This window comes from Pseudomonas sp. NFPP07 (genome assembly GCF_900115645.1).
GTDB lineage: Bacteria > Pseudomonadota > Gammaproteobacteria > Pseudomonadales > Pseudomonadaceae > Aquipseudomonas > Aquipseudomonas chlororaphis.
Genome location: NZ_FOXG01000002.1, coordinates 489,129 through 505,308, shown reverse-complemented (window position 1 = coordinate 505,308; position 16,180 = coordinate 489,129). Strand labels below are relative to the sequence as shown.

14 protein-coding genes are annotated in these 16,180 nt (G+C 62.3%); all 14 read right to left on the bottom strand.

The window, feature by feature from the left end:
• Window positions 1-6: 6 nt before the first annotated feature.
• The 14 genes from BM019_RS07355 to algK all read right to left on the bottom strand — a co-directional run bounded on the left by BM019_RS07355 (window position 7) and on the right by algK (window position 16,154).
• Window positions 7-282 carry a hypothetical protein gene (locus BM019_RS07355; protein WP_009042260.1) on the bottom strand — a complete coding sequence of 92 codons (276 nt, stop codon included), beginning with the start codon at window positions 280-282 and terminating at the stop codon, window positions 7-9.
• A gap of 279 nt (window positions 283-561) precedes the next feature.
• Window positions 562-954, bottom strand: a complete 393-nt coding sequence (locus tag BM019_RS30985; RefSeq protein WP_092417942.1) for a hypothetical protein — start codon at window positions 952-954, stop codon at window positions 562-564.
• A gap of 3 nt (window positions 955-957) precedes the next feature.
• Window positions 958-1,353 carry a hypothetical protein gene (locus tag BM019_RS07345; RefSeq protein WP_085530493.1) on the bottom strand — a complete coding sequence of 132 codons (396 nt, stop codon included), beginning with the start codon at window positions 1,351-1,353 and terminating at the stop codon, window positions 958-960.
• A gap of 92 nt (window positions 1,354-1,445) precedes the next feature.
• Window positions 1,446-1,826 (bottom strand): hypothetical protein, encoded by a 381-nt coding sequence (locus tag BM019_RS07340; protein WP_062823615.1) that lies wholly within the window; start codon window positions 1,824-1,826, stop codon window positions 1,446-1,448.
• The gene (locus tag BM019_RS07335; RefSeq protein ID WP_092417941.1) at window positions 1,823-3,016 is read right to left on the bottom strand and encodes a hypothetical protein; all 1,194 of its coding nucleotides are present in this window, start codon (window positions 3,014-3,016) and stop codon (window positions 1,823-1,825) included. The genes BM019_RS07340 and BM019_RS07335 overlap by 4 nt, the downstream gene beginning before the upstream one ends.
• Window positions 3,017-3,394: 378 nt before the next feature.
• Window positions 3,395-4,846 carry a mannose-1-phosphate guanylyltransferase/mannose-6-phosphate isomerase gene (locus BM019_RS07325; protein ID WP_009042265.1) on the bottom strand — a complete coding sequence of 484 codons (1,452 nt, stop codon included), beginning with the start codon at window positions 4,844-4,846 and terminating at the stop codon, window positions 3,395-3,397.
• Window positions 4,847-5,108: 262 nt separating this feature from the next.
• Window positions 5,109-5,765, bottom strand: coding sequence for an alginate O-acetyltransferase AlgF (locus tag BM019_RS07320; RefSeq protein ID WP_053259711.1), 657 nt, complete (start codon window positions 5,763-5,765; stop codon window positions 5,109-5,111).
• A 16-nt stretch (window positions 5,766-5,781) separates the two neighbouring features.
• Entirely contained in the window at window positions 5,782-6,957 is a 1,176-nt protein-coding gene (locus tag BM019_RS07315) for an alginate O-acetyltransferase (RefSeq protein ID WP_092417940.1), read from the bottom strand.
• Window positions 6,958-6,968: 11 nt separating this feature from the next.
• On the bottom strand, window positions 6,969-8,534 hold the full coding sequence (locus tag BM019_RS07310; RefSeq protein WP_092417939.1) for an MBOAT family O-acyltransferase: 1,566 nt from the start codon (window positions 8,532-8,534) through the stop codon (window positions 6,969-6,971).
• A 215-nt stretch (window positions 8,535-8,749) separates the two neighbouring features.
• The gene (locus BM019_RS07305; RefSeq protein WP_092417938.1) at window positions 8,750-9,874 is read right to left on the bottom strand and encodes a mannuronate-specific alginate lyase; all 1,125 of its coding nucleotides are present in this window, start codon (window positions 9,872-9,874) and stop codon (window positions 8,750-8,752) included.
• 7 nt (window positions 9,875-9,881) lie between these two features.
• Window positions 9,882-11,330 (bottom strand): alginate O-acetyltransferase, encoded by a 1,449-nt coding sequence (locus tag BM019_RS07300; protein WP_007932828.1) that lies wholly within the window; start codon window positions 11,328-11,330, stop codon window positions 9,882-9,884.
• An 11-nt stretch (window positions 11,331-11,341) separates the two neighbouring features.
• Window positions 11,342-12,946 (bottom strand): mannuronan 5-epimerase AlgG, encoded by a 1,605-nt coding sequence (algG, locus tag BM019_RS07295; protein WP_092417937.1) that lies wholly within the window; start codon window positions 12,944-12,946, stop codon window positions 11,342-11,344.
• A 26-nt stretch (window positions 12,947-12,972) separates the two neighbouring features.
• Window positions 12,973-14,625: an alginate export family protein gene (locus tag BM019_RS07290; protein WP_239691049.1), complete on the bottom strand. Its 1,653-nt coding sequence runs from the start codon at window positions 14,623-14,625 to the stop codon at window positions 12,973-12,975.
• Window positions 14,622-16,154 carry an alginate biosynthesis TPR repeat lipoprotein AlgK gene (algK, locus tag BM019_RS07285; RefSeq protein ID WP_239691055.1) on the bottom strand — a complete coding sequence of 511 codons (1,533 nt, stop codon included), beginning with the start codon at window positions 16,152-16,154 and terminating at the stop codon, window positions 14,622-14,624. The genes BM019_RS07290 and algK overlap by 4 nt, the downstream gene beginning before the upstream one ends.
• Between the last annotated feature and the right edge of the window lie 26 nt (window positions 16,155-16,180).

Below are 16,180 nucleotides of genomic sequence, written 5' to 3'. Positions count from 1 at the left end.
TGCTCGTCAGCTCAAGTACTGGCTGCCACGAATACGCCGGCCAAGCACGTCCAGCAGGTCGCAACCGTCACGCAGCAAGATGGCGCTGGCATGGGCGATTTGCGTGAGGTCTGTGGCATCGGCGTCGCGAGTGTCCATGTGGCTCAGGCTTTCCATCAGCTGGGTCACTGCGAGGATGCGGTAGGCGGCGCTGGCATGAAGTTCGTCCAAGGGCGCGCGGGTGTCGATGAACAGGGTGGGGGTGGAGGATTCGTTACTGGTGAGGGCTATGCGGTCGGTCATGGGAGGCTCCAAAAGAAAACAGAGTTGAAAAAACTGCGTTCCTGAGAAAACAACCGAGCCGTCAAACCCGATCACGAATGAGTCGTGACAGGCGCGAGGATAGGGAGCGATGAATAGGTGGTCAACTCGATATTTGTAGCGTGACGCTACCATCTGTAGCCGCTGCCGAAGGCTGCGATCGACCGCGAAGCGGGCGCCGGATTTTGAGACCGCAGGAGGACCTCCGGTCCTATCGCAGCCTCGAGGGCTCGGCAGCGGCTACAGGGATTTGGGGAAGCTCTAGCCAGTGAGCTTCAACAGCTCATACATAATCGCGGACCAGACGAAGAGAACACCATCCAGCCTGTTTTGTATGCTCAGAAGGCGTTTGAACCGGGGTGGAAAGTTGTGTACATCTTCCGCCGAAAGTAACCCTCTACGTAACCCGGGAGTGGGGCAGAACATCATTCCTCGTACGTTGGCGAACATCAGAAAATGCTCGAACCATCCACGATATTGAGGCTTTTCAGTCCATCGATAGAAGTATTTACTCCGCTGTAGGGCCTCCAACATTTCCCTCAGATGGCGTCGGCTCAGATAGTAGCTGTACGCGAGACTTACAGTGCATAACAGAATCGGACATGCCAAAAGTCCAAAAGCGAGCCAGGAACTCCAGAATTGTTGTTCTGCCATCTGTCAGTGCTTAGTCAGTTTCAACAGCGCATACATGATCGAACCCCAGACCAGAAGCACAACATCCATCCAGTTTCTGATGGTCAGCAGACGTTGCAGATGGGGAGGGAAGTTGTCTATGTCTTCCGAGGAAAGAAAGCCTCTGCGAACCGCAGGGCCGGGCCAAAGCATCGATCCTCGAACGGCGGCGAGCATTACAAAATGCGTGAACCATCCCTCGTGGAGAAGGCTGTCGGTCCAGCGATAAAAGTGCTGGCTTCGCCGTAGGGCCTCCAGCATCTCTTTAAGGTAGCGGCGGCTCAGGTAGTAGCTGAGCGAGAGGTTTATTACGGCCAGCAGAAATGGACATAACAAAAGGATGAGGGCGAGCCAGGAATGCCAGAACTGTTGCCCTGTCATGGCGATGTCAGTTCGCAAAAATCTTGTGCATGCATAAATGCTTTCCATGGACAGTTGGGAAGGTGCACTGATCAGTGGTCGCAGATGAGTGACTACAGCTTTATCAGCAGGTACACAAACGCCCCCCACACGATAATCACGCCATCGAGCACGTTCTGTGTTTTTAAAAGGCGCTTGTACTGCGGCGGAAAGTTGCGCACATCGTCTGGGGAAATTATTCCCCTGCGTATTCCCGGCCCAGGCCAGAACATCATACCTCTGAGTTTCGCGAACATCAGATAGCGAGGATGCCATCCCAGATGAGGTAGGTAGGTTGTCCAGCCTGCGAAATAGTTACTCCCCTTTAGCGCCCCCAGCATCCCGTCGAGGTAGCGTCGACTCATGTAGTAGCTGAAGAGGAGACTGATGAGGGCAAGCAGAAGCAAGCCTCCAGTCAGAATCAGGATTATCAGGGGAGGGAATTTATAGATCATTGGACGTCCATTTCATAAAGCACTTCTCCAAAGACTTTTCCTGTAGCGCCACCTGCTGTTGAGCCTACCCATGAGCTGGTACCTACGATTAGCGCTGCACAGATAACCCCACCGACTCCGGTAGACGCTCCGATTGCCGCACAGATGGAAGTACTGGCGTACCCGACATAAGCTCCCAGGCTTCCTCCCATTGTTGAACCTGTGAAGTTGCCCGTTTCAGTAAACATAACCTTCCTGCAACTCTCATCCCCCGCCCCCGCCTGACAAACCTCCTGAACCTTCAACACCGACGAAACCCCACCCAGCGCAATCCCCACATACCCACCCATCTGCATGTACTTCGCCGCACGGCTGACCGATTTTACGTGGGCGACATAGCCCGGTATCTGCCCGGGCCCACCGGCCTTGTCCCATTGATGGACCAGGCTGCGGCTGGAGAGGCCGAGGGCGGTTTTCAGCTTGGGGTGGCCGCCCAGGGTGGTGTAGCCGCGCAGGCGGGTGGAGTTCAGCAGTTGGGCGTCCAGTTGCCTGAGCAATTGCTGGTGCCGGGCGAAGAACTCGGGGGATTTGAGGTGGCCGTGTTGGCGGTAGCTGGCTTGATGCAGACGTTCTATGTCTTGCAGGGTCTCGCGCAGTTTGTCCAGGTGTTTGCCCATCGTCGCGGTGCCGATGCCCAGCCAGGTCGAGGCCTGGCCGGTAAAGCCGGCTATCTCGGCCTGATGGCGGACCATAAAGTCGGCTTCGTCGGGCGTCAGCGGTTCGAGGGCGATCTTAACCTGTTCGGCGGCCTGCATGAGTTGCGCTTCCTCGTAGGTGCAGGCGTGGTTGGCCGGATCGCTGAGCACGATCAGGCTGCCGGCCTTGACCGTATCGCCCAGGCCCGGATTGAGGGCCAGGTATTTGGCCAGGACGTCGGATGAGGGGCTGTCGAACAGGCGGCGCTGCAACTCGCTCAGCGGAATGCTCCGGGGCACGATGTAGAAGCCTGGGGCGACAGGCGTAGAGGGCTGGACCTGTGAAGGTTTCGCAGGAGTGTCGAGGCCTTGAGGCGTGGCCAGTATCGAGGTGTTCTTTGTACGTGCGCCCGGCAGCGGTGGATTCGGGTTGGCAGGGCGCAGCACGCGAGGCATTGGGGTCGGTTCGCCACGGGAGTCGGTGGTGTATTTGTTGCCGGAGGGTTGCTCAGCCATCGCTGTTTTCGCTGTGTGTTCTAGCCTTGCGAAACACTAATGAGCGGTATGGATGGAGTCGTTGAGAGCTATCTGAAACGCCCTGCGGTGTTTTCGAAATGTCGGGTAGGAATTGGTGAAACGACTGTAGCCGCTGCCGCAGGCTGCGATCGACCGCGAAGCGGGCGCAGGGTCATGAGATCGCTGAAGGCCTTCGGCCTTATCGCAGCCTGCGGCAGCGGCTACAGGAGGTCCTCGTTCAGGCGCGCGGACATAAAAAATCCCCCGCCCAACCAGCTGCGGATAGGGGACGCAGTCGGTCGGACGGGGGGCAAGGACTTGCTGGCAACGACTCCCTGCTTTTACTTGCAGCTTGCCGCTTGAAACTTGTCGCTGTGATTACTGGGCGATGGTTTTCACCGAGATACCGCGTTCCACCGGGGTGGAGCGGCCGTAGATGTCTTCGAAACGTTCGATGTCGTCTTCGCCCAGGTAGCTGCCCGATTGCACTTCGATGATCTCCAGCGGGATCTTGCCCGGGTTGCGCAGGCGGTGCACCGAGGCGATCGGGATGTAGGTGGACTGGTTTTCGGTGAGCAGGAACACGTTCTCGTCGCAGGTGACTTCGGCGGTGCCGCTGACCACGATCCAGTGTTCGGCGCGGTGGTGGTGCATCTGCAGGGACAGGCACGCGCCCGGCTTGACCGAGATGTGCTTGACCTGGAAGCGCCCGCCCATGTCCACCGAGTCGTAGGAGCCCCACGGACGGTAGACCTCGCAGTGGTTCTGGGTTTCGCTGCGGCCCTGTTCGTTGAGGGTGTTGACCATCTGTTTGACGCCTTGGACCTTGTCCTTGTGGGCGATCATCATGGCGTCCTTGGTTTCCACGACCACGATGTTTTCCAGGCCGATCACCGACACCAGCTTGCCGTTGCCGTGGATCATGCAGTTGCGGCTGTCCTGGATCACCACGTCGCCCTTGCTGACGTTGCCGTTGGCGTCCTTTTCATGCACGTCCCACAGCGACGACCAGCAGCCCACGTCGCTCCAGCCGGCGCTCAGCGGCACCACGCAGGCGCGCTGGGTCTTTTCCATCACCGCGTAGTCGATGGAGTTGTCCGGGCAGCAGGCGAAGGTGGCCGGGTCGACGTCCACGGTGTCGGCGTCCTGGGCGCTGCGTTCCAGGGTCAGCAGGCAGGTGTCGTAGATGTCCGGGTCGTGCTTTTTCAGCTCTTCGAGGAAGCGGCTGGCGCGGAACAGGAACATGCCGCTGTTCCAGAAGTAGCCACCGGCCTCGACGAACTCGGCGGCACGCTTGACGTCGGGTTTCTCGACGAAGTGCGAGACGCGGCTCACGCCTTCCGGCAGCAGCGCATCGTTGGTCGACTTGATGTAGCCATAACCGGTTTCCGGCTTGGTCGCCGGCACGCCGAACAGCACCATCTCGCCACGCTCGGCGGCCACGGTGGCCAGGGCCAGGGCGCGTTGCAGGGCTTTCTGGTCTTCCAGCACGTGGTCGGCCGGCAGCACCAGCATCAGCTCGTCACGTCCTTCGTTGACCAGCATCATCGCGGTCAGGGCCACGGCCGGCGCGGTGTTGCGCCCGAACGGCTCCATCAGGATGCGCTGGGCTTCGAGTTTGCGCGCCGCCAGCTGCTCGTTGACGATGAAGCGGTGGTCCTTGTTGCAGACCACGATCGGCGTGTCCATGCCTTCGAACACCAGGCGCTCGAGGGTTTGCTGGAACAAGGTGTGTTCGCCGGTCAGGGCGAGGAACTGCTTGGGGAATTGCTTACGCGAAAGCGGCCAAAGACGTGAGCCACTACCACCTGACAAGATCACCGGAATCATGTTGTTACTCCTTCAAATACCGTTTGGGTTAGAGCCACGAAAGTTCTGTCGTTTCACTCTCTTGTTTTTGTTGCTTGCCGGGCGGTGTATGCCGATCCCTGTAGCCGCTGCCGTCAGGCTGCGAACGATCGCGAAGCGGTCGTGATTCAGGCGCTACGGTCTTGCTGAAAGACCGCGTGAGCCGTTTTCACGATTGCTGCGCAACCGATCGCAGGCTTCGCCAGCGGCTACAGAAATGGCCTTCACCTGCCCGATCGATTCATCAGCGGGTCGAGACCGGGCGCTTGACCCAGACTGGCGACAGGCTGCTGCCATTGCCGGTGACGTAGAGCACCGCGGCTTCGCCGCGCTCCAGGGCGACTGGCTTGAGGTCGCTGACTTTTTTCTCGCCCTCGTACAGCGCGAAGCTGACTTTCACCGGGTTGATTTCACGTTCGCCACGGCCCTTGGCGGCCACCGACTGGACCACGTCGGTCTTGCCGTCGGCGGTCTTCAGGGTCAGGGCCTTGTCGCTCAGGTTCTGCACCCGGACCAGGGACTTCTGCTTGTTCTTGAACGGCGGTTCTTCGATCAGTTGCGGCTGGCCGCTGGCGTTGTTGACCAGGGTGTAATAGTGGTCGGCGGCGAGTTTCACCGGCACGCTCTGGCTGCCGACCTTGGCGGTGTAGTCGCCGCCGGGCATGAAGCTGAAGTCACTGCTGGCCAGCGGCGCGACGTCGCTGAGGCTGGTGCTGCCGACGGTGGCGCTGACTTCCTGGTTGCTGGCGTTGTAGATACGCACGAAGGACGAGCCTTTGGGCGCGGTCGGGCCGTACAGCGCGGCGTCGCCACCGGCGAAGGCGGGCAGGGACAGGACGCTCATGCCGGCAGCCAGTGTGATTGCCTTGGCGAGACGACGCGGAGTGATAGTGAAAGTCATGGGTGTCACCTCTCTTTCAGTTTTGCGCCCGATCGGGCGTCTCGGATTTGTTGAGTGCAGCTACGTTCTGTTGGCGGGCGCCGGCTTGTTTGAGCTCTGCGACCCACTGCGGGTCGGCGTCGCCGATTTCGTTATTGACCGGCAGATATCGTTCGGGGAACTCCCAGATCAGCACCTGGGGCGGGCTGTTCTTGAAGGCATCGCTTTTCAGGTAGCTGAGCATCGGCAACACCGGGCCGTGGCCGTCTTCGGCGTAGCTGACCACGTCGCTGTGCAGGGCCTGCTTGAGCGCGCCGACGAAGTTCCAGTTCGGGTTGGCGCTGTAGCTGGTGCCCACCAGGGCCACCGGCACCTCGTTGTCGGCGAACAGCGCGTCGTCGGCGGCCGGCTGATCGTCGGCGGCGCGGGTCACGCGTTTTTGCAGCGGCTCCTTGGCCGGCATCAGGTTCTCGAACAGCGGGTCCAGGGGCAGGAACAGGCGCAGGTCGCCCTTGTGCACCACGGTCTGCTCGGCTTCGGTGACGAAGCGTTGCGGCTGGCCCATCAGGGGTGCCTTGTCGGCGATCGCCTTGGCCAACTGGTTGGCGGCGACTTCGGCGCCGTCCGGGGTCCAGTGGGTGTCGGTGCGCAGGAACACTTGCTGGCCGTTCTGCTTGGCCTGTTGCAACGGGCCCAGCAGGTCGGGGGCGAGGATCTTGTCGGCCGCCACCCGGGCGTGGAAGTCCTGGTAGAGGTTGGCGTGGATGCTGGCCGGCTGGACGTCGCCCAGGTGTTCCGGGTACAGGCGCACCTTGGCCGGCACGATCGCCATCACCAGTTTCACGCCTTTCTCTTTCAGGGCCTGGCGCACGCCTTCGACCAGCGCGTAGTTGCCTTGCAGGTTGAGTTCTTCGTTGACGATCGGGTGGAACTCTTCATCGCTGTAGAGCCACTGGTCGCGGCCGAGCACCACGCCCGGACGACCTTCGTTAAACAGCTTGAAGTCCAGGGCCGCCCACAGGTTGGTGCCCAGGCGCTTGATCGGGAACTCGTCGTCGTAGTGGGTTTCCACGGCCTTGGCCCAGCGACCGTTGAGCACGGTGGCGTCGTTGCTGGTGCTGAAGCCGAAGAAGCTGCGCACCGACCACAGGCCCAGGACCATCAGGGTCACCAGGAACAGGGCGATATAGAAGACGCGTAATGAGCGGGTCATGGTCAGATCCCTCAGAACTGGAAGTAAAGGAACGGCGAGAAGCTTTGCGCCGAGAGTTTGAGAATCGAGGCGATGAACAGCAGCAGCACCAGGGCGCGCATCACGTAACGCGGCCAGTCGGCGACCCAGTAGGCCGGCTGGACCTGGGCTTCGACGCCCACGGTGTAGCCCGGCTGGTGGATGCTGCCTGGCTTGTCTCCCGGTACGGCCTTGATCAGGCCCGGCTGGGCGGTGGCCGGACCGTCGGCCTCGGTGTTGATTTCGGGTTTGCTCTTGACCGGCGTCGGGTTGCGATACAGGTCACGCAGGCCGAAGAACGCCAGGGTGGCGTAGGCCACGACCAGGGTCGCCACTTGCAGGCCGGTGAGGCTGGCGCGGTTGAGTTCCGACAGCGACCAGTCACCGAAGCTGAACATGGCGCCGTACATGCGCCCGGCGACATGCAGGTTCTCGGCGCGGAAGATCACCCAGCCCATTACCACCAGCAGGAAGGTCAGCGCCCAGCGGATCGGGTTCAGGCTGCGCGGCGAAGTGTTGATGCCGAGCATCTTCTCGATCGCCAGCCACATGCCGTGCCAGGCGCCCCAGACCACGTAGGTGATGTTCGCACCGTGCCACAGGCCACCGAGCAGCATGGTCAGGAACAGGTTGCGATAGGTCATCAGCGTGCCTTTGCGGTTGCCGCCCAGGGTGATGTACAGGTAGTCGCGCAGCCAGGTGGACAGGCTGATGTGCCAGCGCCGCCAGAACTCGGTGATCGACTGGCTGATGTAGGGCTGCTTGAAGTTTTCCATGAAGCGAAAACCCATCATCAAGCCCAGGCCGATGGCCATGTCGCTGTAGCCGGAGAAGTCGAAGTACAGCTGCGCGGTGTAGGCCAGGGCGCCCAGCCAGGCGTCGCCCGTGGTCGGGTTCTGCAGGGCGAAGCAATGGTCGGCGACCACCGCCAGGGTGTCGGCGATGAACACTTTCTTGATGAAACCCTGCATGAAGCGCGTGCAGCCTTCGGAGAACTTGTCCAGGGTGTGGGTGCGGTTGTTGAACTGGTCGGCCAGGTCGCGAAAACGCAGCACGGGGCCGGCGATCAGGTGCGGGAAGATCGCCACGAACGCCGCGAAGTCGATCAGGTTGCGGGTGGCCGGGGTGTCGCCGCGGTAGACGTCGATGATGTAGCTGATGGACTCGAAGATGTAGAACGAGATACCGATCGGCAACAGCACGTGGGTCAGGATGAACGGCTCAAGACCGAACGAGGTCATGATCGCGTTGATGCTGTCCACGCCGAAGTTGGCGTACTTGAAGTAGCCGAGGATGCACAGGTCGACCGCCACGCCGAGCAGCAGCCAGCGCTGGGCCGGCCTGGTGCGTACACCGGCGGCGCCGACTTTCAGGCCGATCCAGTAGTTCCACAGGGTGACGCCGGCGAACAGCGCCAGGAAGTCCACCCGCCACCAGGCATAGAACACGTAGCTGGCGATCAGCAGCAGCAGGTTGCGATAGCGTTGCCCGCTCAGGTAGTACAAGCCGAGAAAGATCGGCAAGAACAGGAACAGGAACACATTGGATGAGAAAACCATCCCGATCTCTCCATGTTTGACCAACAGTAAAGGGCCAGAGCCCCCCCAAACCCCCCCGTGAAAAACCGGGGGCGGCGTATTGCATTCACATCATTCCCTGTAGCCGCTGCCGTAGGCTGCGATAAGGCCCGAAGGGCCTTCCCTCGGCCTCAAAAGCACGACCGCTTCGCAGTCGATCGCAGCCTTCGGCAGCGGCTACAGGTCTGGCGCGTTTCTTACGAGCCTTTGTTGCCCTTCTCATGCGAGGGGTCGTAGACCTTGGTCAGGTCGCCACCCAGGCGGAAGGTCTTGAACGGTTGCATCTTGTGCTTGCGCTCCAGTACATCCGGGGCGCAGGTGTAGAGGCTGCAGAAGGGTTCGAGCCAGGCGAATTTCGAGTCGACCTTGAGGTCGGTCATGTCCTGTTCCTTGCCGTTCTTTTCCTCGAACTCGTCCGGGTCTTTCACCCCGGCCAGCACCCGCTCGCCCAGGCGTTTCAGGGCGCCGTTGTTTTCCTGGCGCAGGTCGACGCCGTTGACCTGGGCGAAGCTGGCGATCATCGCCAGCGGCGGCAGGGCGTAGTTGTGATAGGCCAGGGCGCGTTGCTGGCGCTTGAGTTCGTTGGGCAGGAAGCCGTCGGCGTCGACCTGGTGGGCGCCGACCTTGTATTCCTTCACCGCCCAGTCGAACAGGTCGCGGCGGTTGGTCGCCACGGCGGTGGCCATCACCGACCAGGCGGCCCAGTACGAGTGGTTGTTGGTCTGTTCCAGCGGCAGGTTGTCCCAGTCGCTGACCACCTGGTCGGCCATCTTGCTGAACCAGGCCTCGATCTGCTGCGCCTGCTGCTGGTGAGTGTCCAGCGGATGGGAGTCGGAGAACTTCAGGCGCAGGTAGGCCGAAGCCATGCTGCCCAGGGCCCATTTGCGCATGGACTTGCCGGTGTGGTTGAAGTCCTTGGACATCAACGCATCGGCCTGGGCCCAGGCGCTCAGCCAGCTCAGGGTGCAGTCCAATTGTTCCGGACGGCCGTCGCGCATGAACTGCATCACCCGCTTGCTGGTGCCGCGCTCGATCTTGGTGATGTCGGCGGTGCTGTCGCGAAAGGCCTTTTCCGATTGCACGTTGAGGGTCGCGCGAGCCTTGTCCGACCCTTCGTACTTGCTGCGAAATTGCAGCGAGCCGGTGTAAGGCGCGGGCATGGCGTCGCAGCCTTCGCTGTGGTCGCCGCTCTTGAATTTATCCACCGGCGCGTAATAACCCTGGGGCGGGCGCAGTGGGGCCGCGGCCTGGGTCAGGCCTGCGAACATCGCCAGGCTCAACAGGCTCGGTGCCAGTAACTGTTTCAGCGTTTTGCTTTGCATAGGAACCTCATTGCCCGATTTGCGCGGTGCGTTGACCGGCGTCCGGGAATACGTTGCGTTTGCAAATTTTCGCTTCGACTTTCTGTGCCGCGGCACCGGCTTCCGGACCCTGGACTTCGACCGCCAGCAGGTTTTGCGAGGCCCAGTCTTCGTCGGTGCGCAGTTCAAAGGCGAAACGCCCGTCGGTGTCGGATGTTTCCGGTTTGTCGATCTTGATGTCCTCGTGGCGCCCGTTCATGTACCAGAGGGTGGCTTGCAGGGTTTTCACCGAGGTGTCGGCGAAGCGGATATCGACCTGGTGGCTGCTGTTGCGCAGGTCCATGTTCTTGCTGTTGACCATCAGCTCGTTCTTACCGGGCTTGAGGGTGGCGCTGGCGCTCATTTGCGCCGGCTTGCCTTCGCAGCCGTTGTCGAGCAGGGCCATCATCTGTCGGTAGATGGTTTCCTGGTCCAGGCGATACAGCGGCGAGAATTCCCAGATCAGGATCTTCGGTGGCTTGGTCTGGAATTCCTCGCTGCCCAGGTACTGCAGCATGGAGCCTTCGAAGCCACCGCCGGGGAAGGCGACGTTGAGAATGTCGGCGCCGATCTCTTCCTGCAGGAAGCCGGCGAAGTTGTAGTTCTTGCCGCTGTGGCTGGTGCCCACCAGGGTGATTTCCGGGTTGCCGGAATCGCCGAACAGGTCGCCGTCGCCGGCTTCGCCCTTGGGTTCGGTGGTGAACTGGTCCATGTACTGGATCGCATAGCTGGTGCCGCAGAGCTGGCCGGCCATGTTGTGCAGGGTGCCGGTCTTGCCCATGCGCCCGGACTTGTGGGTCTCGAACTCACGCTTGGGAATGTCGGCGAAGGCCGGCAACTGCTTGACCTTCTGCGCCACGATCTTCGCCGTGCGCTGGGCGCCGTACGGGGTCCAGTGCTGGTCGCCGCGGAAGTAGAAGTCGTGGGCCGGCAGGGTCTCCGGCAGTTGCTCGTTGGTCAGCGGCGACAGGTCTGGCACCACGTAGCCCATCTGGGCGAAACGGCCGAGCATGCCCTGGTAGTTTTTCAGTGCCTTGTCGTAGTCGAAGCTGGCCTTCTCCTGCGGGTTGAGCTTGTTGCGGTTCACCAGGCCACGGGTCGGCTGGTAGACCAGCACCAGCTCCACGCCCTTGCTCTTGAAGGCGTCGTGCAGCTGTTGCAGGCGGCGATAACCTTCCGGGGTGGTGTTGAATTCGGTGCGCAGGTCTTCCTGGGTACGGAACAGCCAGTCGCCCTGGGCTTGCACCAGGGTGGTGAAGTTCTGCTGGTAGCGGGTGGTGTAGTTCTTCGCGTCGTGGGCCGCCGGGCACAGGTTGCAGCAGGGCTCGGCGGTGAACTTCGGTGCCTGGGTTTCATCGGCGCGAGCGCTGTTACTGGCGGCGAGAATGCCCGCGGTCAATGCCGAGAGGCTCAAGAGTTTGATCAGGTGTGGGCGCATGACAGTCATCCTCAATCGCGCATTTCGGTCTGGCGTTCGACAGGGTCGATCAGCACGGCTTTCTGCTGGCGCACCAGCAGGTCAAGAATTTCGTCCTGGCGCTCGCCGAGGATCCCCGAGAAGCTGATGCCGCTGCTCTTGGTCGGGGCGAGCATGGACACGCGGTACAGCTCGACGCTCAACGGCGAGTCGATGGACATCGGGCCGCTGCCATTGGCGGCCAGCTCGCCGCCGACCACGATCAGCGACACCTGGGCGTCGAACGGGTCGAGCTTGATGTCGCGGTCGGTGTCGGAGAGGTCCTTGATGTGGCCGTAGACGCCGGTCAGGCCGTTGGCCATGGCGACGTTCTCGTACAGGCGGATGTTCACGCTGTTACGAATGCGGATGCCGTGGCGCCGGTTGCTGATCACCTTGTTGCCCCACAGCAGGTTGTCGGCACTCTCGTAGAGGGTGATGCCGTCGGTGTGGTTGCGGTAGATCTCGTTGTCGGCGATCAGGTTGTTCACGCTGTTACGGTCGATCACCAGGCCCGAAAGTTTGTTCTCGTAGCTGCGGTTGTTGAAGATGAAGCTGTCGTTCACTTCCCGGGAAATGATGATCCCGTGCTTCTTCTTGGTCCCGTAGACGGTGTTGTCGGCGATGATCAGCCGGTGCGAACGGTCGTGGGGGTCGATGCCGTAGACGATGTTGTCCTTGTAGGTGTTGCCCTTGACCACGAAGTCGCGGGTCTCGTAGCAATAGAAGCCGTACCACATGTCCGAGAACTCCGAGCCGATGATCCAGCCGGTGGGTTCGGGGCGCTTGAGCACCTTGGCCATGTTCGGCGTGTACTGGGAAATACTCACGCCGTAGGACTTACTGTTGGCGTAGCCGAAGCTGGCCATCTTGCTGTTGACGATGTAGGTCTCGGTGCCGCCCCAGGCCAGCAGGAACGGACGGAATTCCTTGGGCGAGTTGAAGGTCGCCGGGCCGTTGTCCTTCTCGCGCCAGCCGGTGACCTTGGTGTCGCGCACGAACAGCTGGCCGTCGTTGACCAGGAACGAACCGCCTTCCTGGGACAGGCGCAGTTCCTGGGTCTGCTGGTCGATTTCCAGGATGCCCTTGCGCCCGACCACGATCGGCAGCCGCGCCAGGTACACGCCCGGCGAGGTTTCGCTGATGTACTGCTTGGGCAGCTTCTTCGCCAGCTCCTTGAGGTTGACGTAACCGTCGTCGATGAAGATCGCCTGGGGGATGCCATGCTGGCGCACCACCCATTCGGCCATCTTGTTGTCACCGCCGATAAAGTCCTTCAGCGCGTCTTCCTGCATCATGCGGCGCACGCTGATCTTGCCGGGCTTGCTGCGCACGATCTTCGCCGCCGCCGCTTCGGCGGTGTAGCCGGAGAGGTCGGGCAGGGCCGGCTTGGCCAGGTTCAGCGGCGCGGTGGGCGCGCTGCTGACGGTGTAGGTCTTGGCCTGTTGCAGCTCCTTGGCCACGGTCGGCTGCTTGCCGGGCGCGGCGGCCGGGGCCGGTTCGACGTTGGCGAAGGCGGCGCTGCTGGCCAGCAGCATGGCGCCGGCCAACAGGCTGATCGAGCCTCTGATCGCTGGGCTGTTCATCGGGCTGTTCATCTCAGGCACTCCCTTGGCGGCTCGCATCAGAAGCGCCAGATCACGTCGACAAAGGCGCGGTGCATGTACGAGTCGACGTTCTTGCCATAGGCATCGCCCGGCTTGAACACGCCGCCACGAAAGCGCACCAGCGCCGAAGGCTCGTCGATCGACTGGCTGAGCGCGGCCGGCAGCAGGCCTTGCTTGAAGTACTTGGTGACCACCAGGTCCACTTCCTGGCCAAGGTCTTTCTCGCCATCGCGCAGCGGCAGGGACGAGCTGGAGAGCAGGGCGCCGGTGGCGTCGTCGTAGTTGTTTTCCACGGCGTTGATACCGTTGCTGCCCACCGGCTTGTTGCCGTCCACGCGCCAGAACTTGTGGTAGATCAGGCTGGCGTCGTATTCGTCGGCGAGCATCCAGGAACCGAACAGGGTGGCGGTCTGCATGTTGTTCATTTCGCCGCGGAAGGCTTCGCCGAAACGGTGCACCCGCGAGCGGGTCCCGGTGTAGTTCGAGCGGTTGCTTTCCAGGCCGTTCTGTTCGTAGTCGCCGCTGGCGCGGGCGTAGGCCGCGCCGACCTGCCATTTCGGGTCCAGGCGCAGGCGCACGCCGAGGTCGGTGGCCCAGCCGTCGAGGCTCTCGCCGCTCTTGGCCTGGGCCGGGCGGGTGCCGTCGGCGTTCAGCGCGTTGACCTTGTCGCGGTCGCCGCTCATGCCGGTGATGCTCGCCCAGTAGTTGACGGTGTTGGTGTTGCGCCAGTTGTAGGCGTCGCTGTTGGCTTCCAGGCCGAGCCAGGTCAGGTCGCCGTTCTGGCGCTTGTCCAGAGAGTCGGTGGCTTCGCCCGGAACCGGGTAGTCGAGCTTGCCGTCGTCGTGGCTGTGATGCGCGCGCACGCCAGCCCAATGCCCCGGGGTCCACTGGTAGGCCACATCGCCGTAGACGTGCAGGCGATCCTTGTCTTCCGGAGCCAGCTCCTTGAGGTCGGTGCGGTATTCGCTGAAGCGCTCGGCGATGCCGACGTTGGCGCGCAGCAGGGTGGTGTCGAAGGTCCAGTTCAGGGCTTCGATGTTGGTGTCGCGCCATTGGCCGTCGTCGTTGCGCAGGCGCTGGCGACCGAACTTCAACTGCTCGCCCGGGTAGGGGGTGAGGCCGCTGTAGCCGATCCAGAACTCGCGCATCGCCAGGTAGTTCTTCTTGCTCTTGCGGTCGCTGTTGTTGCTGCTTTCGGTGCTGGCGCCGTCGGACTGCTGCAGGGTGTCGGTCTCGATGATATCGGTCGAGGTCACCGCCTGGCCCATGGCGTAGGCGCTCCAGTTGCCGCTTTCGCCGTACACCCAGGGCCGCAGGTCGAGGCCGACGCCATTGACGTCGCCGCCGCCCAGGGTGCCGAGGTCACGGTCGTCTTCGGACTGGCCGGTGATCTTCACTTCCAGGCCGAAGTTCTTGGTGTCGGTGACGGCCGCCAGCGTCGGGTTGGACCAGAGCAGGGCAAAACCCAGGGCCACACCCAGCTTCGACAGGCTGAACAGTTTTCCCGTAGCCGCTGCCGCAGGCTGCGATTGGCTGCGCAGCAGCCGCAAAACCTGCGCACGCGGTGCCACTGACAGATCTCGGTCGCCCGGTTGGCGAGCGCTACGCGCTCGATCGCAGCCTGCGGCAGCGGCTACAGGATTGGCGTGGCTGGATGGAGTGAACTTCATAGGGATTCCTCACCGTCTTCTTCCTGCAACGCGTGCAGTTCCAACGTGTTCTGGCTCAAGGCGCCACGCACGGCCTGCTCCTGTTGCAGCAGGCGTTGGGCCTCGGCGCGTTGGCCTGGCGGCAGTTGGGCTTCGAGTTGTTGCGCAAGCTCGTTGGCTTGCGGGGTGTCCTGGGTCTTGGCCAGCTGGCTGAAGACATAGGCGTTGAGCGGGTCGGGCTTGGTGCCCTTGCCCTGGGAGAACAGTTGGGCAATGGCGAAATCGGCGCTGTTCTGGCCGTTGCGCGCGGCGGTCAGCAGGTGGTCCAGGGCCTTTTGCGGATAGACCTGGCCCAGGTAGCCACGGCGGTAGATCTGGCCGAGGTAGTAATCGGCGGCGACTTCCTTGCCCTGGGCCTTCTTGAAGTGTTCTTCGGCGACCTTGGCGTCGGCCGGGACCATCTTGCCTTCGTAGTAGAGCTTGCCCAGCAGCAGTTCGGCGCGGGGCTGGTCGGCGGCGCGACCGTTGTCCAGGTACTGCATCATCTTGTCGACATCGCCCAGTTCAGGGAAGTCGTAGAGCAGTTGCGCCAGGGTGACCCAGGAGGCCGGGTAGCCGGGAGCGATCGGCTCCAGCAGCGCCTGCGCGGTTTTCTCGTCGGTCTTGCCCAGGCTGGCGTCGCCCAGCACCCGGGCCACGCTGTCGACCCGTTGCGCGCTGATGACGCCGCGGGCGTGGCCGGCCTGCAGCTGTTTGAGCAGCTCGGCCTGTTGCTCCGGCTGGCCGCGTTTCTGGTACACGGTGGCCAGTTCGACGTAGCAGATATCGGTGACGTTCAGCGCCGCCTTGCAGATGGTTTCCACCTCGGCCAGGTGCTGGTCGTAGGTACCCTGGGTGCGGTACAGCAGCACCTGGGCCAGGCCGGCTTCCGGGTAGCCGGCGCTGCGCCATTGGCTGATCTGCTGCTGGGCGTTGACCTTGGGGAAGCTCTGCGGATATTGCAGGTAGAGCATCGCCAGCGGGATCAGGGTGTTGCCTTCACCATTGGCGAAGGCCTTTTTCAACAGGCCTTCGGCTTCGTGGTGCTCGGCTTCGGTGGAGCCGGGCTTGGCCACCAGCAGGCGACCCAGGCGCGCCTGGGCCCGCGGCGAAGTGTCGGCCGCGGCGCGGTAGGTCGCCTCGGCTTGCTTGATCTTCGCCGGGTCGCGGGTTTCCATCTGGATATCGGCCAGGCCGACCTGGGCGTCGCTGTAACCCAGGTCCGCCAACTGCCGGTAGTTCTGCTCCGCGAGCACAGTGTCGCCGCGCTTCAGGGCTTCGTTGGCCAGGCGCTGGTCGGGCAGGCCGGCGCAACCGGCTAGGGCCATGGCGGTCACCAGAGGCAACAGCAATGCCGAACCCTGTAGCCGCTGCCGCAGGCTGCGATCGGTCGCGTAGCGGACGGGTTCCGGACGGCGCGCTGTGTTCGCCAGACCGCATTCATCCCCTTCACGAGTGCGTTGCACTCGATCGCAGCCTGAGGCAGCGGCTACAGGGGCCGTTTTCGTCATCGGGAGTGGGGTATGAATAGTCATGG